We start from the raw sequence: 26894 nt of genomic DNA, 5'->3' as shown, positions 1-26894 counted from the left end.
ACGCTATGACCGTTGTCCCCATCACCTCCCCCGATCTCGACGCTGCCGAGGTGTCGTGGTTCTCGGCGCTCTGCTCGGACGACTACCGCCAGCTGGGCGTGCCGGACGCGGATCTGCGGTCCAGTTTCGCCCATTGCCGCGACATCGCGCTGACAGCGGAACAGCAGGGTTTTCGCAATATCCTTTGCCCGTCCTCGTATCAGGTCGGGCAGGATACGCTCAGCTTCGTCGCCGGCATGGCGCCCCTGACCGACCGGATGAATTTCCTGGCCGCGATCCGCTGCGGAGAGATGCAGCCGATCATGCTGGCCCGCACCGTCGCGACGCTGGACCACATGCTGGAAGGGCGGTTGACCCTGAACGTGATCTCCTCCGACTTTCCCGGCGAGAAAGCCGACAGCGCCTATCGCTATCAGCGCTCGCGCGAGGTGGTCGAGATCCTCAAGCAGGCCTGGACCCGCGACCGGATCGACTATGACGGCGAAATCTACAAGTTCGAGAATGTCTGGACCGACCCCGCCGTGCCCTATCAGACCGGCGGCCCCTTGTTGTATTTCGGCGGCTACTCGCCCCCCGCGCTGGAGCTGTGCGGCCAGCATTGCGACGTCTACCTGATGTGGCCCGAACCGAAGGATCAGCTGGCCGAGCGGATGCAGGCGGTGAACGCCGTCGCCGAACGCTACGGGCGCACGCTGGATTACGGGCTGCGCGTCCACATGATCGTGCGCGACACCGAGGCCGAGGCCAAGGAATACGCCGAGCATCTGACCGCCAGACTCGACGACGAATACGGCCGCCTGATCCGCGAACGGGCCCACGATTCCGGCAGCCTTGGAGTGTCGCATCAGGCCAGGGCGCGCGAGCTTGCCGATCAGTTCGGCTATATCGAGCCGCATCTTTGGACCGGGATCGGACGGGCGCGGTCAGGCTGCGGGGCCGCCATCGTGGGATCGACCGATCAGGTGCTGTCCGAGATCGAGGCTTACAAGAAGATGGGCATTCGGGCGTTCATCTTCTCGGGCTATCCGCATATCGACGAGGCCCGGCATTTCGGCTCTCGCGTCATGCCCGAGTTGAAAACCTGTTCACTGCCCCATGTGTATGGCCGCGTGCCGGACGGCACGCCAGACACGCCCTTGGGAACCGGAGATCGCCGCTAATGGACCGCGTCCGCCTTTCGCCCGATCTGGACCTCAGCCGCATCGTCTATGGCATGTGGCGCCTGGCCGAGGCCGACGACACCTCTGCTGCGCATGTCCAGGCGAAGATCGAAGCCTGCCTGGAGCAGGGCATAACGACCATGGATCAGGCTGACATCTATGGCGGCTACATGGCCGAGGAGGTGCTGGGCGCCGCGCTGACACCCGAATTGCGCGACCGGATCGAGATCGTCACCAAATGCGATATCGTCGCGCCCGCGGGCCGTCATTCGGCCGCGCGGGTGAAGCACTACGACACAAGTCGCGCCCATATCGAGGCCTCCGTCGACGCGTCGCTTCGGCTGATGGGGACCCAGCGGATCGACCTGCTGCTCATCCACCGCCCCGATCCGCTGATGGACCACAACGAGACCGGGCAGACGCTGGATGGCCTTGTGGCCTCCGGAAAGGTGCGCGCGGTCGGGGTGTCGAACTTCAAGCTGCATGACTGGACCCTTCTGCAATCGGCGATGAAGACGCCCCTCGTCACCAACCAGATCGAGATCAGCCTGGCCCAGGTCGCCCCGTTCACGAACGGAGACCTTGCCTTCCTGCAGGAACGCGGCATCCCGCCGATGGCCTGGTCCCCGCTTGGGGGCGGCGCGCTGATGACCGGCACGGGGCCATTGGCGCAAGCCCTGGATACAGTGGCAGATCGCTTCGGGACCGACCGCGCCGCGGTGGCGATAGCCTGGCTTCTGGCGCATCCCAGCGGCATTCTGCCGGTTGTCGGCACCAACAACCTAGCCCGCATCCGAAGTGCCTCTGACGCGCTGAAGGTCGAGATGGACCGTCAGACCTGGTTCGAGCTTTACACCCATGCCCTGGGCCACGAGGTGCCATGAGCCGCCTGACCCCCTTTACCCAGCGTGAGCTGCGCGACGCCTTTTCGCGGTTCGCCACCGGCGTGACCGTGGTGACCACACGAACGGAAACCGGGCCGGTCGGGATCACTGCGAACTCGTTCTCATCGGTGTCGCTGGACCCGCCGCTGGTTCTGTGGATGCCCGCCAAGTCGTCAAGCCGCTTCGCCCCCTTCACAGAATGCGACCGTTTCGCGATCCACGTCATGGGATCGGGTCAATCCGCGATCAGCAACGGTTTCGTGAAGGAAGCCGACATGTTCGATAGCGTCCAGACGACATTCGCCGCGGACGGCACGCCTCTGATCGAGGATTGCCTGGCCCGGTTCCACTGCGCGACGCATGCCGTCCACGACGCCGGCGATCACGCCATCGTGGTGGGCAAGGTCCTCGATGCCCAGCACCGCGAGGGGGATCCGCTGATCTTCGCGCATGGCCGATACGGCGGCTTCGCCCAAGCTTAGGGCAAAAGCGATGGGGACGAAGCGCCCGGGCCTCAAGCCGCGCTTGCATGAACATATGCGCAAAAAAGTGCCCCGCGGTGTGCGCGGTTGCGTGAAACTTCGGGATGGCTCCGTACGTATCTTCTGCCACAAGGCGGGTCCGACCGCCGACAGCACGCAAGGATACGTATCATGATGAAGCAAAGCAGAACCTACATCGTCGCCGCCTGTGTGGCCGCCTCGACGCTGGCCGGGGGCGCCGCGATATCGCAGGTTGCCCACGAGAAGGCGTTCCCGACGGAGAACACGCACGCGACCCCGCAGATGCAGGCCGAATTCCCCGACCTTTTCTGAAACCTACACCCAGACGCGCGCGCGGGCAGCCAATGTGGCGAGCCCGCTTCGCACGTCATCATGCACCGCGCCGGTCCGCGGCCGGTCTGCCAGGGTCGTGAACAGGTCCTCGGGGACGGACCGGCCCAGCCTCGGGTGATCGAAGGACAGGCCCCTCAGGACATTCTGGGCATTCAGGGGAAGTCGGTCCGGGATATCCTGGCCCGAAAGCGTCCCCCAGATGCCGGTCCATAGCCGACCGACCGACCAGGGGTTATAGCCCCCTCCCCCCAGAACCAGCATCCGGTCGCAGAGCGGCATCAGACCGCGAAGCACCCGCCAGTGAGCGTTGTTCGACATCTGAAGCCGCGACAGCGGGTCCTCGGTGACGGCATCGGCCCCGCATTGCAGGACGATGGCATCGGGGCGAAACGCCGCGACACGCGGCAGGATCAGCCCGTCGCAGACGGCGGCCATGTCGTCGTCATGCGCGCCCCGCGGCAAAGGCATGTTCCAGGCGTTGCCGACACCCCGCTCTTCCAGCGGGCCGGTAAACGGCCATCGCCTTGCCTCATGGCTCGAGATCATCAGGACATCCGGGTCGCCTTCGAAGGCGGCTGCGACACCGTCGCAATGGTGGGCGTCGATATCGACATAGGCGATCCGCGACAGGCCGTTATGGCGCAAGCTCAAGATCCCAAGGACAGGATCGTTCAGGTAGCAAAAGCCATTCGCCCGGTCGGGCAGACCGTGATGCGTCCCCCCGCCGGGGTTGTAGAGCCGCCCCGGGGCACGCAGCATGCTCCCCGCCATGATGGACCCGCCCGCCGCGGTTGCCGGGCGCCGGAACACTTCGGGATAGACGGGGTTCGATGCTGTCCCGAGGGCATGGCGCGCCCGAACGTCATCGCTGACGGACCCGGTAAGCTCGGCCGCTTGAAGGGCGGCGATGTAGTCCGGTGTATGCCACGCGGTCAGAGCGGCCGGCTTCGCGCGGGGTGAGGTCAGGTAACTCGTCCCCGGCAACCACCCCAAGGCGCACGACAGGTCCATGACGGTCGATACCCGAGGAATGCGCAACGGGTGTGCCCCGCCATAGCTGGATCCGCGATAAATTTCCGATCCGATGAAACGCGAGATCACCAGGCCCGGGCCCCGATGGCCGGAGAGGTCGCTTCGACGCCGTCAGACCATGCCAGGGGCCCGAAAGATGCCCCAAAGCCCTGATTTCCGAGTTTTACCGTTCTAAAATACATCAATTAGTACATTTTTCACGTATGATGGGCTACAACACGAATGGTGGGGTCAACCTCTACTTGAATGACGGTGATCCCGGCGTAAACTTAAGGGATAGCAGAAGAATAGCCCGAACGGGCCGGTGAGCAGAGCGTAGTACGATGGGAACCATGAAGGAGATACGGCACCCGATCCGCATGTCGAGTTTCGGCAAGCGTGACATGCGCGCGCAGTTCGCCGCCCTTCCCTGGCGCAGGCGCAACGGGAAGATCGAGGTTCTTCTGGTGACCACGCGCGACACCGGACGCTGGGTCATCCCCAAAGGATGGCCGATGAACGGCAAGACCCCGGCCGAGGTCGCCGCTACGGAAGCTTTCGAGGAAGCCGGTGTGATCGGTGTCCCGGCGGATCAGTGCCTTGGCATCTTCACCTATACCAAGATCCTCGAAGATGGGGAGCTGCCGGTCGTCGCGGTCGTCTATCCGGTCGAGGTAACCCGGCTTCTGTCCGACTGGGACGAAAAGCCCTGCCGGAAGCGCAAGTGGGTTGCATTGAAGAAGGCCGCAAAGACGGTATCGGACATCGAGCTTGCAGAGCTTCTGTCCGACCCGGCATTGCAGAAGCGCCTGATCTGATTGCACGAAACGCGGACCGTCCTTATGTACCGATGGCCGCCCTGGGAATGATCGTGCCATGATCCGCTATTCTCTCAAATGCCGTCGGGACCATAGTTTCGAAAGCTGGTTCAAATCCGCCGACGCCTTCGACACCCTGCTCGCCGAAGGTCGGGTTGAGTGCCCCGATTGCGGCTCAACCCGCGTGGAGAAGGCCCCGATGGCCCCGCGTGTATCGGCAAAGGCCCCGGAGGAGCATCCGCTGGCGCGCCTACGTCGCAAGGTCGAGGCAGAGTCGGACTATGTCGGAACCTCCTTCGCGTCGGAAGCCCGCGCCATGCACACAGGCGACAGTCCCAAACGTTCGATCTGGGGCGAGGCCAAGCCCGAGGACGCGAAGGCGCTGGTGGAGGATGGCGTTCCGATCGCCCCCCTGCCGTTCATTCCGAAACGTAAGGCGAATTAAGGTCGTCCGAGTTCAGACACACGTTCGATCAAGCGCAACGATCTCCGGATAAAGCGGTCCATTGTGCTCTCTACCGTGCCCCTAGTGGCTTCGATGGGCCAACTTGACGGCATCATTCCCAATCCTGTCGCACCTGCCCTCCGGAACGCTTCGCCAATTCCTCGTGCGCACCCGGTCGCACCCCCCTGTGCGCCCTCCGGTGGGCGGCTAGGTCGCATTCCATGGCAAACGGTACTCTTCTCCGCGTCGATGCGGTCGAAAAAACCTTTCATGGCGCGGATGGCCCGGTGCCAGTTCTGCGCGGTGTGTCCTTCACGCTGGATGCCGGGCGGACACTGGCACTGACAGGCGAAAGCGGGTCCGGGAAATCCACGCTTCTGCATGTGATCGGCGGGCTCGATACGGTCGACGGGGGCCACATCCGATTGGGAGAGACCGACGTGACCGCACTGAATGACCGCGGGCGGGCCAAACTGCGAAGGTCGCGCGTCTCGGTGATCTTTCAACAATTCAACCTGATCCCGTCGCTCAACGTTGCGTCGAACATCGCCTTCCAGGCGCGCTTGGCCGGGCGGTACGATCCCGACTGGACCGCAGACCTGGCCGCGCGGCTGGGATTGACCGACCACCTGAGGAAATGCCCCGAACAGCTGTCCGGCGGCCAACAACAAAGGGTCGCCATTGGCCGAACACTGGCCCTGCGCCCGGAGCTGGTTCTGGCGGATGAGCCCACGGGAAACCTGGACGAAGAAACGGGCGAAGCGGTGCTGCGGCTGATGCTCGACCTCGTCGCCGAAACAGGGGCCGCGCTTCTTTGCGTCACGCATTCCCATTCCCTGGCCGACGGGATGGAGCGCAAGCTGGTCCTGCGGCGGGGACAGATCGCATGATCCGGGTCGCGCTTCTGGCCCTTCTATCGCATTGGCGGCGGCATCCGGTTCAGCTTCTGACGCTGGTGATCGGACTTGCCACGGCGACCGCGCTCTGGTCCGGGGTCCAGGCGATCAACGCCGAGGCCCGCGCAAGCTACGACCGCGCGGCGGGAACGATGGCCGCCGGCTCCCGTGCCCGGCTGACCGCGGACGGCCCGATCCCGCAGGAGACTTACGTTGCGCTGCGCCGCGCCGGCTGGCCGGTCAGTCCGATCGTCACGGGCAATGCGGGCGGTCTGCGGATCGTCGGCATCGATCCGTTCACCCTTCCGCCAGAGGATCAGCCTACCGGGCTGGGGGCCCGGCAGATTGACACGGGCTTTATCACCCCCCCGGGGCAGCTTCTTGTCGCCCCCGGCACACAGCTTGCAGCAGGCCTGCCCCCGGCGATAGAGGCCGAGGGCATCCCCCAGGGCACCGCCTATGCGGATATCGGCATCGCGCAAACGGTTTTGGGGATGGAGGGGCAGATCTCGCGGTTGATCCTGACCGCTGAACCTTCCTTCAATGCGCCGCCGCTGGACGAAATCGCGCCGCAGTTGCAGCGGTCCGAGGGGGCAGGCGCGGACGTGGCCCGCCTGACCGACAGCTTTCACCTCAACCTGACGGCCTTCGGTTTCCTGTCCTTTGCCGTGGGCCTGTTCATCGTGCGCGGTGCGATCGGACTGGCATTCGAGCAACGGCGCAGCGTCTTTCGAACCCTGCGCGCGCTTGGATTGCCACGCCTTACGCTTCTGGGCCTTTTGTCGCTCGAACTCCTGATCCTCGCCCTGGTCGCGGGCGCGGTCGGGGTGGCTTTGGGATACGTCATCGCGTCGGTCCTGATCCCAGACGTTGCGGCAACTTTACGCGGCCTCTACGGCGCGTCGGTCGAAGGAACCCTCTCCTTGCGCCCGATCTGGTGGCTGTCGGGGCTGGCCATCGCCGTCTTGGGCACGGCCGTTGCCGCCGCAGGATCCCTGTGGCAGACGGCGCGCCTGCCCTTGCTGGCCCCGGCCAATCCGCGGGTATGGCGTCGGGGGTCGACCCTGACCCGACAACTTCAGGGAGGTGCGGCGATTCTGTGTCTCGGGGTGGCCTGTGCGGCGTGGATCGGATTCGACGGCCTCATTCCGGGCTTCGTGCTTCTGGGCGGCCTGCTGATGGGTGCGGCGCTGTTGTTGCCCGTGGTTCTGCACATGGTGCTGTCGTCGCTGTCCCGGACCGCCCGCGGCCCGCGGTCCGAATGGTTCTGGGCCGATGCGGAACACCAGCTTCCGGGGTTGGGGCTGGCCCTGATGGCACTGCTTCTGGCCCTGTCCGCGAATATCGGCGTCGGCACGATGGTCAATTCGTTCCGGCTGACCTTCACCGGATGGCTGGATCAACGCCTTGCCGCCGAGCTTTACGTCAGCGCCGAAGATGACGCGCAAGCGCGCGAGATGCGCGAGTTCCTGGGCCCCCGCGTAGAGGCCATCCTGCCGATCCGCGCGGCCGAGGCCGACCTGTCCGGCGCCCCCGGACAGGTGTTCGGTGTGGCGGCGGACCACACGACCTACACCGATCTGTGGCCGGTGATAGATGCCGGGCCCGACGTCTGGTCGCGCGTCGCGGCGGGCGATGCCGCGCTGGTCAATGAACAGCTCGCCCGGCGCGAGGATCTCTGGACTGGGGATACCATCGAGATCGGGGATTGGCGCGCGCCCATCGCAGGCGTCTACAGCGACTACGGCAATCCGCAGGGACAGGCGATGGTGGGGCTGGACCGATTCGACCGGTTGTTTCCCGACGCGCCCAAACACGATTTCGGCCTGCGCCTTCCGCTGGAGGATGTGCCGCGGGTCGAGGCGGCATTGCGGGAACGCTTCGACCTTGGCCCCGATCAGGTGACGGATCAGGAAGCGATCAAGCGCATCTCCCTCGACGTATTCGAACGCACGTTTACCGTGACCGCCGCGTTGAACGTACTGACGTTGGGCGTCGCCGGGCTTGCGATCCTGACATCGCTTCTGACCATCGCAACCATGCGTCTACCTCAACTGGCCCCCGTTTGGGCGCTTGGAGTCACGCGCCGCAGGTTGGCCGCGCTGGACCTTGGCCGCGCCGTGTTGCTGGCGGCGCTGACCTTCGGGGCCTCGCTTCCGGTGGGCATCGCGCTTGCCTGGGTTCTGCTGTCGGTCATCAATGTCGAGGCGTTCGGCTGGAAGCTGCCCCTGCGCCTGTTCCCTCTGGACTGGCTGCGCCTGTTCGCCATGTCGCTGGTCGCGGCTGCCTTCGCGGCCTTGTTGCCGGCGATCAGGCTGGCGCGCACGCCGCCGTCGGCCCTTCTGAAAGTGTTTGCCCATGAACGCTAGGATCACCCGCCGCGCCCTTCTGATGTCCACGTTGCCCGCGATGGCGCAGGCGCAGGGGTTTGCCGGTCTGGGCGCCGGGTCGGCCGGTTTCGCCGAACCGCAGCCCGAACCGTCCTTCACCTTCCCGGCCGATCACGGTCCCCACCCCGATTTCCGGATCGAGTGGTGGTACGTGACCGCGAACCTCGAAGGTCCCGATGGAACGCCCTACGGCATCCAGTGGACCCTGTTCCGGTCGGCCCTGTCGACCGAAGGCGGGTCCGGCTGGGCCACCCCGCAGGCGTGGCTGGGCCATGCTGCGCTGACCACGCCGGATCTGCATGTCGCGACAGAACGTCTGGCCCGCGGGGGCATCGGACAGGCGGGCGTCGACGTGGATCCGTTCGACGCCTGGATCGACGAATGGCGGATGTCCGGCCCCACCCTGTCTGAGGTTCGATTGACCGCGTCAGGGCGTGATTTCGCCTATGACCTGGCCCTGTCCGCGGACAGACCGTTCGTGCCACAAGGGGCGGGCGGGTATTCGGTCAAGTCGGCCGAGGGACAAGCGAGTTACTACTACTCGCAGCCGTTCTATACAGTTGGCGGACAACTGACCCTGCCTTCGGGCAATGTGGCCGTCACCGGGCGCGCATGGCTCGACCGGGAATGGTCGTCCTCGCCCCTGGCCGAGACGCAGACGGGCTGGGACTGGTTCTCGCTTCATTTCGCGGGGGGTGAGAAGCTGATGGGGTTCCGCCTGCGGGAAACGTCTGGCGCTTCGTTCACCTCTGCCACGTGGATCGAAGCGGACGGCACCCCGACCCCGTTCGAGGACGGCGCGTTCAGTGCCGAACCGCTGGATGAGACAACCGTTGCCGGCCGCGCGGTCCCGACCCGATGGCGCGTGCGCCTGCCCGCCAGGGGGTTGAACGCAGAGGTCGGGGCGATCAACTCGATGGCTTGGAACGACCTGCTTTATTCCTACTGGGAAGGTCCGGTACGCGTTTCGGGATCGCATGAGGGGACAGGATACCTGGAGATGACGGGATATGAGTGAGTGGTTCGAAACGCTGGAAGGCATCCGCGAGAAGGCGTGGCACTTGCTTGGGCAGGGTGCGGAGGACTCGCGCAGCGCGATGCACCTGGCGGCCTTGGCAACCGTTGGCTTGGGTGGCGGGGGCGAAGCGCGGATGGTCGTTCTGCGTGGGGCATCCGCTGCGGACGGCACGCTGGAGGTGCAAACCGATCGGGCCTCCCGCAAGGTGGACGAGCTTCAGGGCACTCCGCTGGCGACACTGTTGTTCTGGGATCAAGAGACATCAGTGCAGATCCGGGCCCGCGTCCGGATCGATGTCCTGACCGGCGACGCGGTCGAGGATCGCTGGCAAAAGCTTCCCGACGCGGCGCGCGTCAACTACGGCGGACAGCCCGCACCGTCGACCCCGCTGGACGACCCGGCCCGCTATCGCGAGACGGCCGAGCGGGATCGCTTTGCGGTGCTTTTAGGCGAAGTCAGTTCGCTCGACATCGTTCATCTGGGCGATGTCCATCGCCGCGCGCTGTTCGAACGGAAGGACGGATTTGCGGGCATGTGGCTGGCCCCCTGATCCGACCGGCGCTAGAGCACCCCGTATGAGACAGAGCTTTCCCGCGACCCGCGACATCGTCCTGATCGGAGGCGGCCACACCCACGCGCTGTTCCTGCGGCGTTGGGGGATGGACCCGCTGGCCGGTGCGCGCCTGACCCTGATCAATCCCGGGCCTACGGCGCCTTACACAGGAATGCTGCCGGGCTTCGTGGCAGGGCATTACGACCGGGTGACTTTGGATATCGACCTTGTCCGGCTGGCCCGCTTTGCCGGCGCACGCCTGATTCTGGGCCGGGCGACCGGCATCGACCGGGACGCGCAGGAAGTCCTTGTCGACGACAGCATCCTGGGGGACCGCAGGATCGGCTACGACGCGGCCTCGCTGGACATCGGGATCCACTCGGAGATGCCAGCGATCCCCGGGTTTTCCAATCATGCGGTCGCCGCCAAACCGCTGGAACGCTTCGCCGAAGCGTGGAGCTGCTTTCGCCGGTCTGGCGACCCCGAGGCCGGGATGGCGGTGATCGGGGGCGGCGTCGGGGGCTGCGAACTGGCGATGGCGATGAGCCACGGGATGGGCGGTGCCCCGGTGACACTGATCGAGGCCGGGCAGGTCCTGTCAGGCCTGGGCCGCCGGGCCCGGGACCGCCTTCGCGACGAGCTTCGCCGCAACCGTGTCGAGCTGATCGAGGGGGCTGAAGTCGCAGAGATCCGGGACGGCGCGGTCCACCTGCGGAATGGACGGACGATCCGCGCGGGCTTCGTCACGGGTGCAGCCGGGGCGCGGCCGCATGATTGGCTGGGCGGGACGGGTCTGGATCTGGTGGAGGGGTTCGTGGCGGTTGGCCCGACCCTGCAAAGCTCGGACCCGGCGATCTTCGCCGCGGGCGATTGTGCCCATCTGCGCCACGCGCCCCGCCCGAAGGCAGGCGTCTTCGCGGTGCGGCAAGCACCAGTCCTGCATCACAATTTGCGCGCTTGGGCTTCTGGCGGCACCATGAAGTCCTACCGCCCTCAGCGCGACTATCTCAAACTGATCTCCACGGGGCGAAAGTCCGCCGTGGCGGACAAGTTCGGCCTGGCCTTGCGCGGCAGGACCTTGTGGCGGTTGAAGGATCGGATCGACCGAAAATTCATGGCAAAGCTGGACGATTTGCCCCGCATGCCCCAACCCGCCCTACCCCGCCAGCATGCCACGGGTCTGGACCGGCAAACCCGTCAGGTCCCCTGCGGGGGATGCGGCGCGAAGGTCGGCCGCGCGACGCTGGGGTCCGCCCTGGCCGGGCTTCTGACGTCGCATCGCGATGATGTCGAAACAGGGCACGGCGACGATGCGGCGATCCTGAAGATCGGCACGGCCAGACTGGTCGTGACCGTCGACCACCTGCGGGCCTTTACCGAGGATCCGGCGGTGATGGCCCGGATCGCCGCGCTGCACGCTCTTGGGGACTGCCTGGCGATGGGGGCGGTGCCGCAGGCCTTTCTTCCCGCCCTGACCCTGCCGCGCCTGTCCCCGGAGTTGGAGGCGCGAACGCTGTCCGAGATCATGTCGGCCCTGGCCGCGGTCGCCGAAGACGTAGGGGCCGAGATCGTGGGCGGACACACATCGACTGGCCCGGAACTTCAGATCGGCCTGACAGTGACCGGCCTGCTGGAACGCGCCCCAAAACTGCTGAGCGGGGCGCAGCCCGGCGACAGGATCGTCGTGACAAAGCCCTTGGGAACCGGCGTGGTTCTGGCCGGGGAAATGGCGCTTGATGCACGGGGCCCCGAGGTCGCGGGCGCCTTGCGGCACATGTCTGTTCGAAACGCGATCGACCTCGAAGGCGCCCATGCGGCGACAGACGTGACGGGCTTCGGGCTGGCGGGGCACCTGATGGGCATCTGCGAGGCATCGCATCTGTCAGCCGAGCTACAGCTTGGCGCGATTCCCCTGCTTCCGGGGGCCGCGCGCCTGTTGGCCATGGGAACGCGATCCACCCTGCACGAGGCGAACCGTGTGGTGGCCGATCGAATGGACCTGCCTGACACGGACTTGATCGACATCCTGTTCGACCCGCAGACAGCAGGCGGGTATCTTCTGGCCGTGCCGGAACACATGCCTCTGCCCGAAGGTGCGACCGAGGTCGGGCGCTTCGGGACGGGCGATCCGTTCATACGGGTCCGGTAACGCGCCCCATCGCGGCGATCACCTGCGACGCAAGCCGCCGGATGCTCTCGTCGTCCAGTGTGTCGGCGTGCAGGGTCTCAACCGGTTGACTGGCGGCGCGCGTCGACTGGCGCGCATAGCGTGGGTCGTAGTGATACGTCATCAGGTTTGACGCCAGTTCTTCGAATTTTCCCTCTTGTGCCAAGTCGCGCCAAACGGCGATTGTCTCGTGACCTTGCAGCTGCGTCATCGACGTCAGGACGCTGTTTAAACGCTCCGGCGCGGCGGTGATATCGGCATAGGCCTCGGCCAGATAGGCCGCGCGCGCATCCAGCGGCGCCACGACTTCGATGCGCGGAGCCGCGCGCATGGCCGACCACAGCGACGGCGGCACGACACGTTCGCCGACCTTGCTGCTCTCAGCCTCGATCAGGACCGGGCGTGCGGGATCGAGCGTGCGGACGATGTCCGCAAGCGCACTTTCAAAGCCCTTCTGCGCAGGCTGCTTGCCCATGGCCCCGAAAAGCGAGCCGCGATGGTTCGCCAGCCCTTCGAGGTCTATGACCTGCGCCCCCTGCCGCGCCGCTTCGACCAGGATCGACGTTTTCGCGGTGCCCGTGTAGCCGTCCAGAAGCACGACCGGGCAAGGAAACGGCTGATCGTAGAGCGTCGCTTTCACCAGCTTTCGGTAGCTCTGATAGCCACCCTTCAGAACCTCGACCCGCCACCCGATCTGCGCGAGGATCGACGCGAAGGACCCCGATCGCTGTCCCCCGCGCCAGCAATACACCAATGGGCGCCAGCCGCCGTCATGGTGCGACAGCGGCCCCTCGATATGCCGCGCGGCGTTTCGCGCAACGAGGGCGGCGCCCAGTTTGCGCGCGAGGAATGCGCTTTCCTGTACGTAGATCGTCCCAATCCGGGCGCGCTCCTCGTTATCCAGAACGGGTAAATTGATTGCGCCGGGGACATGATCCTCGGCGAATTCTGCCGAAGAACGGACGTCGATCACGGTGTCGAAACCGGCAACCTGGATCGCGTCGAGATCGGTGGGGGCGAAAGACATGGTGGCGGGTCTAGCCGGTTGTTCTGGCTTTGCCCAGAAGCGCATCTGCCATGGCCCTGCCGCTGTGCCATGCATCGCCGGCATTCGGCCCAAGCGCCCAGTCGCCCCCCGCGACGGCATTCTGACCGATCTGGAGGAATGGCCGTCCAAGGGGTCGGGCCACCCGGGCATAGCGCCAACGATGCGCCGCGGCGTAGTCCGGTTGCCCCTCCGCGCCCGCCGCTTCGGACAGGAGACCGACGAGACGTTCGGTAACCTCGGCCGCATCCAGTTCCAGATGGGCCGCCGACCATTCGGCATCGGCGTGTGCAACCCAGGCATCCCCGCTGTCTTGCCTCATAACCGCCTCGAAAGGGAAAGATGGGAAGATCGGGCGCAGTTCGGGCCAAGAGACCAACAGCGTCCATCGTGCCGTCATCCGTACGCTGGCCAGTGCGGGATCGGGGTGCAAATCGGCCAGTTGCGGGGCGGGAACCGCGACGATCACGCCATCGAAGGGCCCCGCGCCGGTTTCGCCGTCCAGATACCACCCATCGTCGAACCGAAGTTCGTGGATGCGGCAATTCGTCCGGATATCGGCCCGTATGGCCAGGGGTTTGACCAAGCTGCTCATGCCCGGATCCCCTCGCCAGCCTTCCCCGGATTTTCGGGCGCCCACCCGCTCCATCGCCATATCGAACGCGAGATCTCCCTGCGCAACAGGGGCCCCGTGGTCGAACGGCCCGGCCTTATGGCGCCGCGTCGCAAGGCGCCCCCCGGTGCCGCGACTTTTGTCGAACACCACGGGGACCAGACCGGCGTCGGCCAAACGGTCGGCCGCGGCAAGCCCGGCCATGCCGGCCCCCACGATTGCGATTTTTTCCATTGGGCCCACTATAGTACGTGAACTATGAGAACCAACCGGTGGATGGCGTCGTTGACAGCAACACGCTGACCCATCCCGAATTCGGAGATATGAATGTCATTTCGCCCCGCCCTTCGCCTAGCCGCCGCCCTGACGATCCTGGCCCTCCCTGCAGCCGCCGCGCCGTGTTCGAATTCGGGGGGGCAGTACGAACAGTGGAAACCGACCTTCGCACAAGAGGCTCGCGCAGCCGGCGTCGGCCAACGGGGCATCGAAGCCCTGATGAGCAGTTCGTATTCCACGCCGACGATTTCGGCCGACCGCAATCAGAAAAGCTTCAACTACTCTCTGGATCGGTTCATGCAGGTGCGTGGCGCACCGACCATCGTGTCGCAGGGCAAGGCGCGCAAAAGCCGTAACTCCGCATTTTACCAGTCCCTCGAACAGGCGTACGGCGTCCCTGCCGGGGTTCTGCTGGCGATCCACGGGATGGAGACAGGTTTCGGCAATTTCATGGGCGACAGCCGCGTGGTCTCGTCAATTCTGACCCTGGCTTACGATTGCCGCCGCTCGTCGTTCTTCACACCGCACGCGATTGCAGCGTTGCAGCTTGTCGATCGAGGCGTGCTTTCCGCGAACTCCGTTGGAGCGCGGCACGGGGAATGGGGTCACACCCAGTTCCTTCCGGGCAACGTCGTGCGCTACGGCGTAGACGGGAATGGTGACGGCCGTGTCGACCTTACGAACCAGACGGATGCGTTGTCCTCGACAGCGAATTTCCTGCGTCAGAAGGGATGGCGCCCGGGGGCCGGGTATCAGCAGGGCCAGCCGAACTTCCGGGTGATCCAGGAATGGAACGCGGCGACGGTCTACCAGCAGGCCATTGCCATCATGGCGGCGCAGATCGACGGTTGAGTTCAGGGCACCCCGGGGCGGCAAACATGGTATGTCGCCCCCGACCGGCCGTCTTCGACGTGTAAAGGGCACAGTCAGCGTCGGCAAACATGTCTTCGGCTGTCGGCGCGTTGTACCAGGTCGAGACTGCGATCCCCACGCTGGCCGAAACATGGCAATCGACGTCACCGTAGGGAATGGGGATGTCAATCTCTTCGATCAAGCGATTGGCGATGGCAGTCAGTTCGTCTTCGATTGTGAGACCGGGCAGCAGGACCACGAACTCGTCCCCGCCCACCCGGGCCACGCAATCGGCGGCGCGGACGACTTTCCCTAGACGCTCGGCGACGGCGCACAGGACGACATCGCCTGCAATATGGCCGTATGTGTCGTTCACCTTCTTGAAGAAGTCGAGATCGATCACGAACATCGCGAAACTCTGACCCTCCTGCACATACCGGTTCAAAAGCAGATCCAGGGCCCGGCGATTCCTCAACCCGGTGAGTGTGTCGGTGAAGGCCTGTTGTTCGGCCCGTGCCCGGTCGCCCTGCAACCGATCGATCAGGCGCAGGGTTTCGTCCATGGCGAGGGTCTTGGCTTCAATCAGGTACAGCATGTCGAGGGTCGGATCCGTCGGCGAGAAGTCTGCCGCCGTCATCGGCGCCCCGCCAAGATCCGCCAGCTCCCTCAGATCGAGAGCAAGGTCCACGATCGCGCCGCACTCATCGCAATCAGGAGTTCCCGCTGGCACGATATGTCCCCGCAAGGACACCTTGCGCCCGGCCTGGAACCGAAGGCTCAACCGCGCGCCCGCACAATCGAGAAGATCGCTCATCTCGCCGCAATTCTTCGGACGTTCGATCGAGAACAGATCGAAGAACCGCATGCCTTCTTGCATCCGCTCCCCCGCGAGCCGACGGATTGCAGGGCCCGCGCCTACGATAATTCCGTCGCCCGCAAGGCGCATATGCATCGGAAGCAGGCGGTCCAATGTCGCCACGGGAAGCATCGTCTCATTTTCAGGCATGTTTATTCGGCCGATAATTTCAGTTCAAAATGTCGCCCTTCCGCGAATTGCCCTGCGAGGATCTCGATCTCGATCCGGTCGGACCCAGCCTCGGGCGAGGGCACGATCTGGGCTACGGCCAACGCACCGTAATCATCGGCCATGGCCCGAATCGCACCCAACAGAACATGAACCAATCCGAACGTGGTATGTCCACATTCCACCGACCAGCGCCCCCGTTCTTCCTCCGTCGCGCTAAGCGGCGGAAGAACGGCATGAGGCAACGCCAACCGGGCCCGTTCCGGCAGGTCCCCCAGGGATTCCAGGAAACCGCGGAAATCAGCCCCACCGTAGCGGAAAAGACGGCGCAAAGGCTGCATTCTGGGATGCGAGACGAGGAAAGTTCCAAGGTCTTCCAACACTTCCTCGCGCGTCCGCGCAAGATGGATGGCAGCCTCGGCCAACACGCGATCGGTCAATTCGGGCGGATAGGCAAGCATCAGTTCAAACCCCTCCTCCTGCAGGCCGGACGCCCAAGCGATGTTTGCCCAAGTTTTTTCGCCATATGTGTTTCTGACAAAGCTTTCCAGCGCGCGTGCCGTCAATCCGTGCATGGCATCCCTCCGTGTAGCAAGAAACGTACCGACCGGGCCTTAACAAAAAGAGAACTTCCCTCAGGTCCAATGGACCGCCGCACCTCCGGGAAGGACCGCCCGGGCCTCGGACGGGGCCGACAGCGGCAGGTCATGGTCCTGGCAAAAGGCGATGACCCATGCGTCATCGAGCAACAGGAAATCCAGCACGGCCGCCAGAAACTCGGGGTCTTCAAAACCTGCACGGACCGATGGAATGTCGCTGCCAGTGGCATTCAGGAACACCGGAAGCAGATCCTCATGGCGCGTAAGCCAGAGAAGCACGTCTTGCGAGAGGTTTTCGGCGGATTGCTGCTGCATGTTGCAAGTTAACCAAATTCCTTACCGATTGTTAACAATTAAGGCGGCATAGAAGACCCAAGGACCGGGCGCCCTGAATGGGCGGACCTAAGGGAGCAGTCATGGCGCGACGAGTTTTGATCGCAGACGGAACGGCCACGAACCGCATCGCTTTCAAGGCGGCGTTGTCCTCCGCGCGCTACGAAGTCACCGCCGCCGCCAGTGCCGACGAAGCGATCGCGCAGGTGACCGGGCAAGGCGCGGACCTTGTCGTGATCGAGGCTGCGCTCCCGGGTTCGGGTGCGCTGAAACTGCTGCGGGAATTGAAGAACGCCGGCAATGCCGCACCGCCAAGCCTTGTTATCGTGGAAGGCACGAATACGGATGAGCGTGCGGACTGGTTGGAGGCCGGGGCGACCAGCGTCCTGACCCGGCCCGTGGGCCGCGGCTGGCTTTTGACGAACCTGCGGTCCCTTCTGCGTCAGCACGAGGCCAAGTCGGAATTGATGGGCCAGGTCGAAACCGCGCATCGCCTCGGCTTTGCCGAAAGCCAGATGCCGTTCCTTCCCCCGCCCGATCTGGCTGTCGTCGCCAGCGGCCGGACCGTCGCCGGGCGCGTTCTGCGCGGACTGCCGGATCGCCTTGCCCTGCCCATCGCGCTGCGCACCCCGGGCCAGGTCCTGTCCGAACCGCAATCCGGCAAGGGTCCCGACCTTCTGATCCTCTCGGAAGAAGATGATATGGACGAAGTGATGTGGCTTCTGGCCGAGCTGAGGTCGAATCCCGCGACCCGCCGGACTGCCATTCTGGTGGAATGCCCGTCAGCCGACATCCATTGCGCCGCCCGCGCCCTTGATCTGGGGGCGAACGCCATCCTGCGCAGCGAGGCCGGTCTCCAGGAACGCGCTCTGATCGTCAGCCGCGAGCTTTCGCAAAAGCGCGCGGCCGACATTCAGCGCAAGCGGTTGGACGAAAGCCTGCGGATGGCCGCGAGGGATCATCTGACGGGATTGTTCAACCGTCGCTATGCAGCCCAGTACCTGAACGATCTGGCCCAGCGCGCGCAGGTGGATGGTCGAAGCTATGGCGTTCTTCTGATCGATGTGGACCGGTTCAAGGCCATCAACGACCGCTTGGGGCACGCCGCGGGGGACGAGGTTCTGAAGGGCGTGGCCCAAACCCTGCAGAAGAATCTGCGGGAACACGATCTGGTCGCGCGCTTCGGGGGCGAGGAGTTTCTGGTCATCCTTCCCGACACCGTTCCCGCCGAAGCCCTGATCGCGGCCGAGCGATTGCGGATCGGCGTCATGTCCACCCCGTTCGCTTTCGAGGGGGAGTCGTTGCCAGTTACCGTCAGCGTCGGCATTGCCTGCAATAATCAGGGGCAGGACCCGCAGCATGCGGTCAGCCTTGCGGACGCAGCGCTCTACCGGGCGAAGCGCGACGGTCGAAACTTGTCGCGGTTGGCAACCGAAGGTGAAACGATGCCACCCGAAAACGGCTCCGGGCGCCGCTCCCCTCCGCTTGTCGCCATCCGATCCGGGCCCGCCTTCAGCGTTTCGGGCCGCTAGGCGGTACGTCGCGACATAGCCGCGCAAGCCAGATTTCCATCTGTCGCCGCAACGTTGGATAGGTTAGGAAACGCCGGTGAACGAGGAGCATACCGGCATGTTCGACAACAGTCTGGCATCCAACGAGGCCGAAGAAAGGCCTGTCCGCAGCGCCCTGACGCGTGGTTTTCGGTGCAAATGCCCCAATTGCGGGTCAGGCCCATTGTTGCGTGGGTACCTCAAGCTGCGGCCAACCTGTATCGTGTGCGGCGAAGACCTGTCCTCCGCGCGTGCGGATGACGGACCGGCCTACCTGACGATCCTGATCGTCGGGCATCTCATGGCACCGTTCATGCACTGGATTTTCGTCGCGTTCCGTCCCGATCCGATCGTGCTTGCCACGATTTTCTGCACTGCCTGTGTCGGGCTTTCGCTCTATCTTCTGCCACGGATCAAGGGAATGATCGTAGGACTGCAATGGTCGAAGAAGATGCACGGATTCTGAACGACATTCCGGTCCGGGATGCCGCCACGGTAATCGTGGTTCGAAACCCGGATACGCAGCCTGCTGTGCTGATGGGACAGCGCGGAAAATCCGCGGCCTTTATGCCCAACAAGTACGTCTTCCCCGGAGGCGCCGTCGATGCGGCGGATACACGTGTTGGCCTTGCCGCCCCGATTTCGGAACCGTGCCGCACGCGTTTGTCGCGACCGGGGGAAGCGGCCCCCGAAGCCATCGCCGCGGCCGCGATTCGCGAGTTGTGGGAAGAAACCGGCCAGATTGCCGGCGCAAGAGACGAATGGATCGATCCACCGGACGCGTGGACGGGCTTTGCCCGTGCCGGGTACCGCCCCGATCCGGGTCGCTTGCGATATGTGTTTCGCGCGATCACGCCTCCTGGTCGGTCACGCCGCTTCGACGCGCGGTTTTTCCTGCTCCCCTCGGACGCGCTTGTGACCGACCCGGACGACTTCGACGCGGCTTGCGATGAACTGGGTCACCTTCACTGGGTGCCACTGGCCGAAGCGCGATCTTTGGACTTGGCGTTCATAACCTCGGTCGCGCTGGGCGAGATCGAGGCCCATTTGCCCAGCCTGGACGCACCTCGCCGAGTTCCCTTTTTCCGCAACGATCAAGCCTGGACGGTGCTCGACGACGCTATACCGCAAGAATGAGTGCGGCGATGGACAGGGTCAGCAGCGGCGCATCACCCAGGCTGAGCGCTGCCCCCCGGTAGCAGACGGCCGAGATCGCGAACAGCAGACCGGACCCGAGCCCCAGCGCGACGGCCCGCCCGCTCCATCGGCCCGCCTCCCCCGACAGGACGATCACCGCGACAACGCCGAGGCCGATGGCCACCCCGCCCCCGACGCTCACCCCCTCGCCCAGCAGGATCAGACCGACGATGGCGGTCAGGATGGTTTCCGACTTCTTGAACGTAATCCCCACCGCGAAATTACGCAGCCCGAACAGCGTTATGACGCAGGCCGTGGCACAGATCTGCGCGAGGGCCCCGGGAAGGACAAAGCTCCAGAACGCGGGGGACGGCGAAGGCAGCGGCTCCCCTGCGAGGGCGGCATAGGCCAGAAGGGTGGCTGCGACCAACGGCGCCGAAAACAGAAAGCGCGAGAACGTCGCCCCCGCGGTCGACAAGGATGTTCGTTTGAGGTGCCTTTGGGCCACGAACCGCAGCGTCTGGGCCAACGCCGCCATCAGCGTGACGGGGATCCATGCGATCACCTGGGATCACCGACCCGGCGGCCGACCCCTTCTGGCCGCGACGACCCAACCGCCCCGAACCGGGCCATCCCGGCATCCAGCGGCGGCTGCGGCGGCACGGGCCTGCGCGTCCGAAGCGAGACATGCAGCATGAAATGTTCGCCCGTGGCCACCAGCCGATCGTCGGTCCACATCGAATGGAAGAAATGCATCTTCGCTCCGTCGATCCTGACCGGCCGGGTATCGATGCGAATGCGCTGTCCCGCAAGGCACTCCCCCAAGTGGCGGATATGCGTCTCGGCGGTGAAGAAGGAGTTCCCGGCCGCGATATAGGCGGCATCGCAGCCCAGCATCCGCATCAGGGCGTCAGTGGCATCGCCGAACGCATGCAGGTATCGCGCCTCGGTCATGTGGCCGTTGTAGTCCGTCCAGTCCAACGGAATGACGCGATCGGCCGTGACCACGGGACCGGACCAGTCCGGCCGGGCGACCGGCCAAAGCGCTTCAGTCCTTGCGATGGTCCGCCCTGCCCCCTGTCCCGCCGCCCGAAGGGTCCGCAAGACCCCGACAAGGGCGGCCGGATCGGTCGTGCCCCACGCGGTCAACCGATCCACCCGCGCGACACCCAGCGCCAGCAGCAGCGCCTCGGGAACCCCCTTGCCCGAAACCACCTCGGGGATCAGCCATGACGCCTCATCTTCCGGGTCCACCGCCAGAACCGGGCACGCGGCCTTGACCGCCGCGCCCCGGCGGCAGACGACAAGATCGGCCCCGGCGGCAACATCCCCCGGCGCGACTTCGGACAACGATCCCGATGGCGGCGTCCGATCATAAAGCCCCGGCAAGGCCATTCGCGCCCGGTCCAGTTCCTTCGCAGGACCCGAACCCGCATGCGCAACGTCCAACCCCAGCAGCACGCCCCGCGCGGTCCATGCCGGCAGATCGAGCACGCCTAACCTCACTGGCGGTCCTGGGGTGTCATGCGAAGCTGCGCCAGATCGTATCCGTAGAAATCCAGGATTTCGCGCGCCGCGGTCAGCCGGTCGGCGGGGATCTCCGGATCCCGGTTTAGGATCCACCCCGCACGTCCCGAGGGCACACCGATCACGGCCGTGCGGTAGCCCTCGTCCACCCACAGGATCCAGAAGGGCGAGACGAAGGGCACACCGTCCAACCTGACCTCCAGCCGGCCCGGACCGATGACGGTGGCCGAGCCCTCGATCCGGGCGGGCACGCCGTCGCGCAGGCAGGTGTTCGTCACGCTGATCCCGTCCGGTGCTGCCCCGTATATGGCCTGGGTGTTGCGACACCCCGCCTGGAACAGCTGCGGATAAGAGGCGATCTCGTACCACCGGCCCAAGAACCGGTCGGGATCGAAGGACGCGATCGAGGCGATGGGCGCCGAGACGTCGCGATAGCTCGGCGCGGGCAGAAGCGGGCTTTCGGTGGAGCACGCCGCCAGCAACATCGCGAGCACGATCAGTCGATGCATCGGGTTACCCGCGTGCCGGAGTTCGTCAGGATTTCCGTGCACCCGAAGATCGGCGTGACAGGGGCGCAGGTGCGGGACCGGGCCAGGCAGTCACCGTCACAGTCAGCGCCGCTGGAACAGGTTTGACCGCCATCCGCGGGACGACGATAGCAAACCTGCGCCCCCGATTTCGGCACGTTTCCCCAGGCGCCGCCGTCCTCTGCGCATCTGGCCGCCATGTCCGACGTCGACAGCGATCCGACTGCAGGTTCGGGCGGGCGCGTGTCGCAAAACCCCAACCCCAAAAGCAGGATGAGCAATGCGCGTGAGACCCCGAACCCCATCAGAACGGCATCGGATGGGCGCGGTGGGCGGCCTCGATCTCGGCCAGGACATCGTCGGGAATCTCGGTCTCCAGCCCGTCCAACGCATGTTCCATCTGCTGGACGGTGGTGGCCCCGAAGATCGGGATGGACGGAACCGGGCGGGTCGTGACCCAGGCGAAAGCCATGTGGACCGGGTCGATGCCGTAGCGTCTTGCGATGTCTAGATACGCATCGAGCGCTGGCGCCAGCCTGTCGGTCACGCGACCATTCAGTTCGGGGTTGATCGACCGGCGCGAGCCTTCAGGGATGACCCCGTCGCCGTACTTTCCCGACAGCAAGCCGCACGCCAGCGGCGAATAGGCCAGAAGCGTGACCTCCTCGTGATGGCAGGCCTCGGCCAGGTCCGAGTCGAAATGGCGGCACAGAAGAGAATATTCGTTCTGGATCGTGGCGACACGCGGGCCGCCTTGCGCTTCGGCGGCCTTCTGCCACTGGCATACGCCCCACGCGGTGTCGTTCGACAATCCGAAGGCGCGGATCTTCCCCGCCGCGGCGAGGTCTTTCAGGGCGGACATGATTTCGGCGAAATGATCCTGCGCCGCGACGCGGTCCTGCCCGGTCGGGTCATACTCCCAGATCTGGCGGAAGTGATACGATCCGCGGTTCGGCCAGTGCAACTGGTAGAGGTCGACCCGATCCGTACCCAACCGCCTCAGCGATCCGTCCAGTGCCGCCCGCAGCGCGTCGGGCGTTATGGGCGCCCCGTTCCGGACCATCTCCGACGGGCCCAGCATCTTGGTGGCGATCGTCATCTCGTCCCGCCGTCCGGTTTTTCGGATCCAGTTGCCGATGATGGTCTCGGTATCCCCTACGGTCTCTGCCTTCGGCGGGTTCACCGGGTACATCTCTGCGGTATCGAGGAAATCGATCCCCCGCTCCAGTGCCATGTCGATCTGGCGGTGACCGTCCGCCTCGTCGGTTTGCCGGCCCCATGTCATCGTTCCCAAACACCAGTTCGGCACTTTGATACCGGTCCGTCCCAGTTCGATACGCTTCATGTCCATTCCCTTCTGCGGTCCGCGGCAAGGGATATCGCCACGACCCGAAACGCAAGACCGCACTTGAGAACATAGAGCGAACATCTTATCCTCACCTTCGTGAACGCCCTCGCCCCTCATATCCTGTCGTCCCGGCCTTCTCGGACCGCAACGCCGCCGCTCATCCCCGCCGAAGGGGTCGAACTGGCGACCGGCCGCGCGCACGAAATCTGCGGCCCCGCCCGCCGCTATCTCGCACTTCTGGCGGCGGCCGCCTGCCAAGGGCCGGTCTTCTGGATCGCACCGTCGTGGTGCCGCGTCACGCCCCACCCGCCCGGCTTCTCGCGGTGGCTGGATCCGGGGCGGATCACCTTCGTCACCCCCACAAGAACGGAAGACGTGCTCTGGTCGCTGGAGGAAACGCTGCGTGCGGGCATCGTCCCTCTCGTCGTTGCCGACCTGCCCACTCCGCCGGACCTGACGCCGGTGCGCCGCCTTCATCTCGCTGCCGAAACGGGGGGCGCGGAAACGGGCCTTCCGCCCGTGGCCCTCCTGATGACACCCGAAGGCGCAGCGCCGGGCATCGAAACCCGCTGGTCCGTTACCCCCGCCTGCGAGGCCGCGCGCCCCGCCTGGAAAATCGACCGGCTCCGCGACCGCACGAAGCCCCCTGCAAGCTGGACCGTGGACGCCACGGGCCGGGCCCTGCCCCCCGCCTGACCCGTTCACCCTTGCCGAAATACCCGCCCCGCAGGGTCGGTCCGCAATCTTACCTGCCCGAAATTTCGGGGGTTTTCATCCCCGTCGGCGCGGTTATCATGCGCCCCATGACGTTCCTTCGCCTGACCGGCCTGCTTCTTCTTATTCGCCCTTGAGCGTGCCTTGCCGGCGCGCCGCTCAGGGGTGAGACAGCGCCGGATCAGACAGACAGAAGCATCCGAAGGACGAACCCCATGAATCCCGATACCGCCGCCGTCGCCCGCGAGCCTGAACGCGTGCTGATCTTCGACACCACCCTGCGCGACGGCGAACAATCGCCCGGTGCCACGATGTCCCACGCCGAGAAGCTCGAGATCGCCGAGTTGCTGGACGACATGGGCGTCGACATCATCGAGGCTGGCTTTCCCATCGCCTCGGAAGGCGATTTCGCAGCCGTGTCCGAGATCGCGAAGCGGTCGAAGACCGCCACGATCTGCGGGCTGGCCCGCGCCAACCTCAAGGATATCGACCGCGCGTGGGAGGCGGTGAAGCACGCAGGCTCCCCCCGCATCCACACCTTCATCGGCACCTCGCCCCTGCACCGCGCCATCCCGAACCTGACGCAGGACGAGATGGCCGACCGCATTCACGAGACGGTCACCCACGCCCGCAACCTGTGCGACAACGTACAGTGGTCGCCGATGGACGCCACCCGGACCGAATGGGAGTACCTCAAGCGCGTGGTGCAGATCGCGATCAAGGCCGGGGCCACCACGATCAACATCCCCGACACGGTGGGCTACACGGCCCCTGTGGAATCTGCCGACCTGATCCGCCGCCTGATCGCCGAGGTCGAAGGTGGCGAAGACGTGATCTTCGCGACCCACTGCCACAACGATCTGGGCATGGCGACGGCGAACTCGCTGGCGGCGGTCGAAGGCGGCGCGCGGCAGGTCGAATGCACGATCAATGGCTTGGGCGAGCGTGCGGGCAACACCGCGCTGGAAGAGGTCGTGATGGCGATGAAGGTCCGCAACGACATCATCCCCTACACCACCCGCGTCGACTCGAAGAAGATCATGCACATCTCGCGCCGCGTCGCGACGGTCTCGGGCTTTCCGGTGCAGTTCAACAAGGCCATCGTCGGCAAGAACGCCTTCGCGCACGAGTCCGGCATCCACCAGGACGGGATGCTCAAGAACGCCAAGACGTTCGAGATCATGCGCCCCGAGGATGTGGGCCTGACCCAGACGAGCCTTGTCATGGGCAAGCATTCGGGCCGGGCCGCGCTGCGGTCCAAGCTGAAAGAGATGGGCCACGACGTCGAAGGCAACCAGCTTCAGGACATCTTCGTGCGGTTCAAAGCGCTCGCCGACCGCAAGAAAGAGGTCTACGACGAAGATATCGAGGCGCTGGTCCGCGCTCAGGGCGCGGCCGAGGATGCGCTTGAGCTGAAGTTCCTGCGCGTGATCTGCGGGACCGAAGCCCCGCAATCGGCCGACCTGACCTTGACGGTCGAAGGGGTGGACAAGCAGGTGACGGCGCAGGGCGACGGACCCGTGGATGCGACCTTCAACGCGATCAAGGCGATCGTGGATCACGCGGCTGTCTTGCAACTTTACCAGGTTCATGCCGTGACCGAAGGGACAGACGCGCAGGCGACCGTGACCGTCCGGCTCGAGGAAGCGGGGCGCATCGTCTCGGGCCAGTCGGCTGATACCGACACCGTGGTTGCCTCCGCCAAAGCCTATATCTCGGCGCTGAACCGTCTTCTGGTCAAGCGGCGCACCACGCCCGAAGGCTCGGACGCCCGGTCCGTCAGCTACAAGGACATCGTATAGACCGACGCCGGAACTCGCGTTTCACAAGGGTCTGCACCATGCTTTCGATCCCCGGCACCGCTTGCCGGGGATTTACTTTTCTGGGTGAATCACGGGGTATCGGAAGCGCCCGGAAGGCTACTCCGGGGTCATGCGCCATCAGATGTCCGATTTGACCGGCGGCCGGTTCCCGCCGACTGGACGCGCGCAAGAAGAAAAGTCGGGACCCGCAAGGATTTTCGCCAGGTGACGCTCTTTTCCATCGGCCCCTCCCTGCTATAAGGCCCGGACTTGCGGGCGCGTTCCCGCAGTGTGGAATGGGGACAGGACATGAGTAGCTTTACCGGCATCTTCTCGTCGGACATGGCGATAGACCTTGGGACGGCCAACACGCTGGTCTACATCAAGGGACGCGGAATTGTCCTGAACGAGCCTTCGGTCGTCGCGTTCCACATCAAGGACGGGCGCAAGCAGGTCTTGGCCGTGGGCGAGGACGCCAAGCTTATGCTGGGCCGCACGCCGGGCTCGATTCAGGCGATCCGGCCGATGCGTGAGGGCGTGATTGCCGATTTCGACGTCGCGGAAGAGATGATCAAGCACTTCATCCGCAAGGTTCACAAGCGCACGACATTCTCGAAGCCGAAGATCGTGGTCTGCGTGCCCCACGGCGCGACCCCGGTCGAAAAGCGCGCGATCCGGCAGTCCGTCATTTCTGCCGGCGCACGCAAGGCCGGCCTGATCCCCGAACCCATCGCGGCGGCCATCGGCGCGGGCATGCCCATCACCGATCCGACCGGCAGCATGGTTGTCGACATTGGGGGCGGCACCACCGAAGTCGCGGTGCTGAGCCTTGGCGACATCGTCTACGCCCGCAGCGTTCGGGTGGGCGGCGACCGCATGGACGAAGCCATCGTCAGCTATCTGCGCCGCCAGCAGAACCTGCTGATCGGCGACGCCACGGCTGAGCGGATCAAGACCACCATCGGCTCGGCCCGGATGCCCGATGACGGACGGGGGGCGGCGATACAGATCCGCGGGCGCGACCTGGTCAACGGCGTCCCGAAAGAGATCGAGATCACCCAGGCCCAGGTCGCCGAAGCCCTGGCCGAACCCGTCCAGCAGATCTGCGAGGCGGTGATGACAGCGCTGGAAACCACGCCGCCGGATCTTGCCGCCGACATCGTCGACCGCGGCGTGATGCTGACCGGCGGGGGCGCGCTTCTGGGCGAGCTGGACCTGGCCCTGCGCGAGCAGACCGGGCTTGCCGTCTCGATCGCCGACGAGTCACTTAATTGTGTGGCGCTCGGGACGGGCAAGGCTCTCGAGTTTGAGAAACAGCTCAGGCATGTCATAGACTACGAAAGCTGATTTCGCCCCGAGGGTAGGGATC

General features: G+C 65.2%; 28 protein-coding genes. 18 read left to right on the top strand and 10 right to left on the bottom strand.

All coding sequences use genetic code 11. The annotated features are described in order from the left end of the window. Positions 1-5 precede the first annotated feature (5 nt). The 4 genes from PAA8504_RS15310 to PAA8504_RS22110 all read left to right on the top strand — a co-directional run bounded on the left by PAA8504_RS15310 (position 6) and on the right by PAA8504_RS22110 (position 2859). Positions 6-1160: an LLM class flavin-dependent oxidoreductase gene (locus tag PAA8504_RS15310; protein ID WP_108895074.1), complete on the top strand. Its 1155-nt coding sequence runs from the start codon at positions 6-8 to the stop codon at positions 1158-1160. Further along, positions 1160-2044: an aldo/keto reductase gene (locus PAA8504_RS15305; protein ID WP_108895073.1), complete on the top strand. Its 885-nt coding sequence runs from the start codon at positions 1160-1162 to the stop codon at positions 2042-2044. The genes PAA8504_RS15310 and PAA8504_RS15305 overlap by 1 nt, the downstream gene beginning before the upstream one ends. Then, on the top strand, positions 2041-2526 hold the full coding sequence (locus tag PAA8504_RS15300; RefSeq protein ID WP_108895072.1) for a flavin reductase family protein: 486 nt from the start codon (positions 2041-2043) through the stop codon (positions 2524-2526). Before PAA8504_RS15305 ends, PAA8504_RS15300 begins: the two co-directional genes overlap by 4 nt. A gap of 171 nt (positions 2527-2697) precedes the next feature. Further along, positions 2698-2859: a hypothetical protein gene (locus tag PAA8504_RS22110; protein WP_181375818.1), complete on the top strand. Its 162-nt coding sequence runs from the start codon at positions 2698-2700 to the stop codon at positions 2857-2859. A gap of 3 nt (positions 2860-2862) precedes the next feature. On the opposite strand, the gene PAA8504_RS15295 is transcribed toward PAA8504_RS22110, so the two are convergent. After that, on the bottom strand, positions 2863-3981 hold the full coding sequence (locus PAA8504_RS15295) for an acetoin utilization protein AcuC (protein WP_181375817.1): 1119 nt from the start codon (positions 3979-3981) through the stop codon (positions 2863-2865). A gap of 263 nt (positions 3982-4244) precedes the next feature. Here PAA8504_RS15295 and PAA8504_RS15290 point away from each other — a divergent pair, with 263 nt between their 5' ends. The 7 genes from PAA8504_RS15290 to selD all read left to right on the top strand — a co-directional run bounded on the left by PAA8504_RS15290 (position 4245) and on the right by selD (position 12160). Further along, positions 4245-4709 (top strand): NUDIX hydrolase, encoded by a 465-nt coding sequence (locus PAA8504_RS15290; protein WP_108895190.1) that lies wholly within the window; start codon positions 4245-4247, stop codon positions 4707-4709. 58 nt (positions 4710-4767) lie between these two features. Beyond that, a complete protein-coding gene (locus PAA8504_RS15285; protein ID WP_108895070.1) occupies positions 4768-5154 on the top strand; it encodes a DUF1178 family protein in 387 nt (128 codons plus the stop codon). 221 nt (positions 5155-5375) lie between these two features. Then, positions 5376-6044 carry an ABC transporter ATP-binding protein gene (locus tag PAA8504_RS15280; protein ID WP_108895069.1) on the top strand — a complete coding sequence of 223 codons (669 nt, stop codon included), beginning with the start codon at positions 5376-5378 and terminating at the stop codon, positions 6042-6044. Next, a complete protein-coding gene (locus PAA8504_RS15275) occupies positions 6041-8419 on the top strand; it encodes an ABC transporter permease (RefSeq protein ID WP_108895068.1) in 2379 nt (792 codons plus the stop codon). Before PAA8504_RS15280 ends, PAA8504_RS15275 begins: the two co-directional genes overlap by 4 nt. Beyond that, a complete protein-coding gene (locus PAA8504_RS15270) occupies positions 8409-9458 on the top strand; it encodes a lipocalin-like domain-containing protein (RefSeq protein ID WP_108895067.1) in 1050 nt (349 codons plus the stop codon). The genes PAA8504_RS15275 and PAA8504_RS15270 overlap by 11 nt, the downstream gene beginning before the upstream one ends. Then, positions 9451-10008 (top strand): PNPOx family protein, encoded by a 558-nt coding sequence (locus PAA8504_RS15265; RefSeq protein WP_108895066.1) that lies wholly within the window; start codon positions 9451-9453, stop codon positions 10006-10008. The genes PAA8504_RS15270 and PAA8504_RS15265 overlap by 8 nt, the downstream gene beginning before the upstream one ends. Positions 10009-10033: 25 nt before the next feature. Then, the gene (selD, locus tag PAA8504_RS15260; RefSeq protein ID WP_108895065.1) at positions 10034-12160 is read left to right on the top strand and encodes a slr1591 family oxidoreductase; all 2127 of its coding nucleotides are present in this window, start codon (positions 10034-10036) and stop codon (positions 12158-12160) included. Here the strand turns inward: selD and mnmH are convergent. Beyond that, positions 12144-13205, bottom strand: coding sequence for a tRNA 2-selenouridine(34) synthase MnmH (gene mnmH, locus PAA8504_RS15255; RefSeq protein ID WP_108895064.1), 1062 nt, complete (start codon positions 13203-13205; stop codon positions 12144-12146). The genes selD and mnmH overlap by 17 nt on opposite strands. A 10-nt stretch (positions 13206-13215) precedes the next feature. Next, complete coding sequence (locus PAA8504_RS15250; RefSeq protein ID WP_108895063.1) at positions 13216-14070, bottom strand: NAD(P)/FAD-dependent oxidoreductase; 855 nt, start codon at positions 14068-14070, stop codon at positions 13216-13218. Positions 14071-14163: 93 nt separating this feature from the next. Here PAA8504_RS15250 and PAA8504_RS15245 point away from each other — a divergent pair, with 93 nt between their 5' ends. Then, a complete protein-coding gene (locus PAA8504_RS15245) occupies positions 14164-14964 on the top strand; it encodes a lytic murein transglycosylase (RefSeq protein ID WP_108895062.1) in 801 nt (266 codons plus the stop codon). On the opposite strand, the gene PAA8504_RS15240 is transcribed toward PAA8504_RS15245, so the two are convergent. From PAA8504_RS15240 to PAA8504_RS15230, 3 genes are read right to left on the bottom strand one after another with little or no spacing between them, the layout of a single operon-like run. Further along, a complete protein-coding gene (locus PAA8504_RS15240; protein ID WP_108895061.1) occupies positions 14939-15970 on the bottom strand; it encodes a GGDEF domain-containing protein in 1032 nt (343 codons plus the stop codon). The two genes, PAA8504_RS15245 and PAA8504_RS15240, sit on opposite strands and share 26 nt — an antisense overlap. A 2-nt stretch (positions 15971-15972) precedes the next feature. Then, positions 15973-16563 (bottom strand): heme NO-binding domain-containing protein, encoded by a 591-nt coding sequence (locus PAA8504_RS15235; RefSeq protein ID WP_108895060.1) that lies wholly within the window; start codon positions 16561-16563, stop codon positions 15973-15975. A gap of 60 nt (positions 16564-16623) precedes the next feature. Then, positions 16624-16902 carry a DUF3572 domain-containing protein gene (locus tag PAA8504_RS15230; protein WP_108895059.1) on the bottom strand — a complete coding sequence of 93 codons (279 nt, stop codon included), beginning with the start codon at positions 16900-16902 and terminating at the stop codon, positions 16624-16626. Positions 16903-17003: 101 nt separating this feature from the next. Between PAA8504_RS15230 and PAA8504_RS15225 the strand changes: the two genes are divergently transcribed. The 3 genes from PAA8504_RS15225 to PAA8504_RS15215 all read left to right on the top strand — a co-directional run bounded on the left by PAA8504_RS15225 (position 17004) and on the right by PAA8504_RS15215 (position 19607). Further along, positions 17004-18452 (top strand): diguanylate cyclase, encoded by a 1449-nt coding sequence (locus tag PAA8504_RS15225; protein ID WP_181375816.1) that lies wholly within the window; start codon positions 17004-17006, stop codon positions 18450-18452. Positions 18453-18549: 97 nt separating this feature from the next. After that, positions 18550-18936: a DUF983 domain-containing protein gene (locus PAA8504_RS15220; RefSeq protein ID WP_108895057.1), complete on the top strand. Its 387-nt coding sequence runs from the start codon at positions 18550-18552 to the stop codon at positions 18934-18936. Then, positions 18909-19607: an NUDIX domain-containing protein gene (locus PAA8504_RS15215; RefSeq protein ID WP_108895056.1), complete on the top strand. Its 699-nt coding sequence runs from the start codon at positions 18909-18911 to the stop codon at positions 19605-19607. Before PAA8504_RS15220 ends, PAA8504_RS15215 begins: the two co-directional genes overlap by 28 nt. Here PAA8504_RS15215 and PAA8504_RS15210 read toward each other — a convergent pair. The 4 genes from PAA8504_RS15210 to PAA8504_RS15195 all read right to left on the bottom strand — a co-directional run bounded on the left by PAA8504_RS15210 (position 19591) and on the right by PAA8504_RS15195 (position 23006). Beyond that, positions 19591-20172 carry a hypothetical protein gene (locus PAA8504_RS15210; RefSeq protein ID WP_108895055.1) on the bottom strand — a complete coding sequence of 194 codons (582 nt, stop codon included), beginning with the start codon at positions 20170-20172 and terminating at the stop codon, positions 19591-19593. The two genes, PAA8504_RS15215 and PAA8504_RS15210, sit on opposite strands and share 17 nt — an antisense overlap. After that, positions 20169-21101, bottom strand: a complete 933-nt coding sequence (locus PAA8504_RS15205; RefSeq protein WP_245897659.1) for a thioesterase family protein — start codon at positions 21099-21101, stop codon at positions 20169-20171. Before PAA8504_RS15205 ends, PAA8504_RS15210 begins: the two co-directional genes overlap by 4 nt. A gap of 8 nt (positions 21102-21109) precedes the next feature. Next, on the bottom strand, positions 21110-21643 hold the full coding sequence (locus PAA8504_RS15200; protein ID WP_108895054.1) for a lipocalin family protein: 534 nt from the start codon (positions 21641-21643) through the stop codon (positions 21110-21112). A 322-nt stretch (positions 21644-21965) separates the two neighbouring features. Then, entirely contained in the window at positions 21966-23006 is a 1041-nt protein-coding gene (locus tag PAA8504_RS15195) for an aldo/keto reductase (RefSeq protein WP_108895053.1), read from the bottom strand. A 99-nt stretch (positions 23007-23105) separates the two neighbouring features. On the opposite strand from PAA8504_RS15195, the gene PAA8504_RS15190 reads away from it, so the two are divergent. The 3 genes from PAA8504_RS15190 (at position 23106) to PAA8504_RS15180 (ending at position 26872) form a co-directional block, all read left to right on the top strand. Continuing rightward, on the top strand, positions 23106-23705 hold the full coding sequence (locus tag PAA8504_RS15190; RefSeq protein ID WP_245897658.1) for an ImuA family protein: 600 nt from the start codon (positions 23106-23108) through the stop codon (positions 23703-23705). 233 nt (positions 23706-23938) lie between these two features. Next, positions 23939-25525, top strand: a complete 1587-nt coding sequence (locus PAA8504_RS15185) for a 2-isopropylmalate synthase (RefSeq protein ID WP_108895052.1) — start codon at positions 23939-23941, stop codon at positions 25523-25525. Positions 25526-25834: 309 nt separating this feature from the next. After that, positions 25835-26872, top strand: coding sequence for a rod shape-determining protein (locus tag PAA8504_RS15180; protein ID WP_108895051.1), 1038 nt, complete (start codon positions 25835-25837; stop codon positions 26870-26872). Positions 26873-26894: the final 22 nt, after the last annotated feature.

The organism is Palleronia abyssalis (assembly GCF_900302445.1).
GTDB lineage: Bacteria > Pseudomonadota > Alphaproteobacteria > Rhodobacterales > Rhodobacteraceae > Palleronia > Palleronia abyssalis.
This window is presented reverse-complemented; position numbering and strand designations above follow the sequence as displayed.

Bases quoted from the DNA above. Each gene is read 5' to 3' on its own strand.
- PAA8504_RS15310 (WP_108895074.1), top strand. From the start codon at position 6: ATGACCGTTGTCCCCATCACCTCCCCCGATCTCGACGCTGCCGAGGTG.
- PAA8504_RS15305 (WP_108895073.1), top strand. From the start codon at position 1,160: ATGGACCGCGTCCGCCTTTCGCCCGATCTGGACCTCAGCCGCATCGTC.
- PAA8504_RS15300 (WP_108895072.1), top strand. From the start codon at position 2,041: ATGAGCCGCCTGACCCCCTTTACCCAGCGTGAGCTGCGCGACGCCTTT.
- PAA8504_RS22110 (WP_181375818.1), top strand. From the start codon at position 2,698: ATGATGAAGCAAAGCAGAACCTACATCGTCGCCGCCTGTGTGGCCGCC.
- PAA8504_RS15290 (WP_108895190.1), top strand. From the start codon at position 4,245: ATGAAGGAGATACGGCACCCGATCCGCATGTCGAGTTTCGGCAAGCGT.
- PAA8504_RS15285 (WP_108895070.1), top strand. From the start codon at position 4,768: ATGATCCGCTATTCTCTCAAATGCCGTCGGGACCATAGTTTCGAAAGC.
- PAA8504_RS15280 (WP_108895069.1), top strand. From the start codon at position 5,376: ATGGCAAACGGTACTCTTCTCCGCGTCGATGCGGTCGAAAAAACCTTT.
- PAA8504_RS15275 (WP_108895068.1), top strand. From the start codon at position 6,041: ATGATCCGGGTCGCGCTTCTGGCCCTTCTATCGCATTGGCGGCGGCAT.
- PAA8504_RS15270 (WP_108895067.1), top strand. From the start codon at position 8,409: ATGAACGCTAGGATCACCCGCCGCGCCCTTCTGATGTCCACGTTGCCC.
- PAA8504_RS15265 (WP_108895066.1), top strand. From the start codon at position 9,451: ATGAGTGAGTGGTTCGAAACGCTGGAAGGCATCCGCGAGAAGGCGTGG.
- selD (WP_108895065.1), top strand. From the start codon at position 10,034: ATGAGACAGAGCTTTCCCGCGACCCGCGACATCGTCCTGATCGGAGGC.
- mnmH (WP_108895064.1), bottom strand. From the start codon at position 13,205: ATGTCTTTCGCCCCCACCGATCTCGACGCGATCCAGGTTGCCGGTTTC.
- PAA8504_RS15250 (WP_108895063.1), bottom strand. From the start codon at position 14,070: ATGGAAAAAATCGCAATCGTGGGGGCCGGCATGGCCGGGCTTGCCGCG.
- PAA8504_RS15245 (WP_108895062.1), top strand. From the start codon at position 14,164: ATGTCATTTCGCCCCGCCCTTCGCCTAGCCGCCGCCCTGACGATCCTG.
- PAA8504_RS15240 (WP_108895061.1), bottom strand. From the start codon at position 15,970: ATGCCTGAAAATGAGACGATGCTTCCCGTGGCGACATTGGACCGCCTG.
- PAA8504_RS15235 (WP_108895060.1), bottom strand. From the start codon at position 16,563: ATGCACGGATTGACGGCACGCGCGCTGGAAAGCTTTGTCAGAAACACA.
- PAA8504_RS15230 (WP_108895059.1), bottom strand. From the start codon at position 16,902: ATGCAGCAGCAATCCGCCGAAAACCTCTCGCAAGACGTGCTTCTCTGG.
- PAA8504_RS15225 (WP_181375816.1), top strand. From the start codon at position 17,004: ATGGCGCGACGAGTTTTGATCGCAGACGGAACGGCCACGAACCGCATC.
- PAA8504_RS15220 (WP_108895057.1), top strand. From the start codon at position 18,550: ATGTTCGACAACAGTCTGGCATCCAACGAGGCCGAAGAAAGGCCTGTC.
- PAA8504_RS15215 (WP_108895056.1), top strand. From the start codon at position 18,909: ATGGTCGAAGAAGATGCACGGATTCTGAACGACATTCCGGTCCGGGAT.
- PAA8504_RS15200 (WP_108895054.1), bottom strand. From the start codon at position 21,643: ATGCATCGACTGATCGTGCTCGCGATGTTGCTGGCGGCGTGCTCCACC.
- PAA8504_RS15195 (WP_108895053.1), bottom strand. From the start codon at position 23,006: ATGAAGCGTATCGAACTGGGACGGACCGGTATCAAAGTGCCGAACTGG.
- PAA8504_RS15185 (WP_108895052.1), top strand. From the start codon at position 23,939: ATGAATCCCGATACCGCCGCCGTCGCCCGCGAGCCTGAACGCGTGCTG.
- PAA8504_RS15180 (WP_108895051.1), top strand. From the start codon at position 25,835: ATGAGTAGCTTTACCGGCATCTTCTCGTCGGACATGGCGATAGACCTT.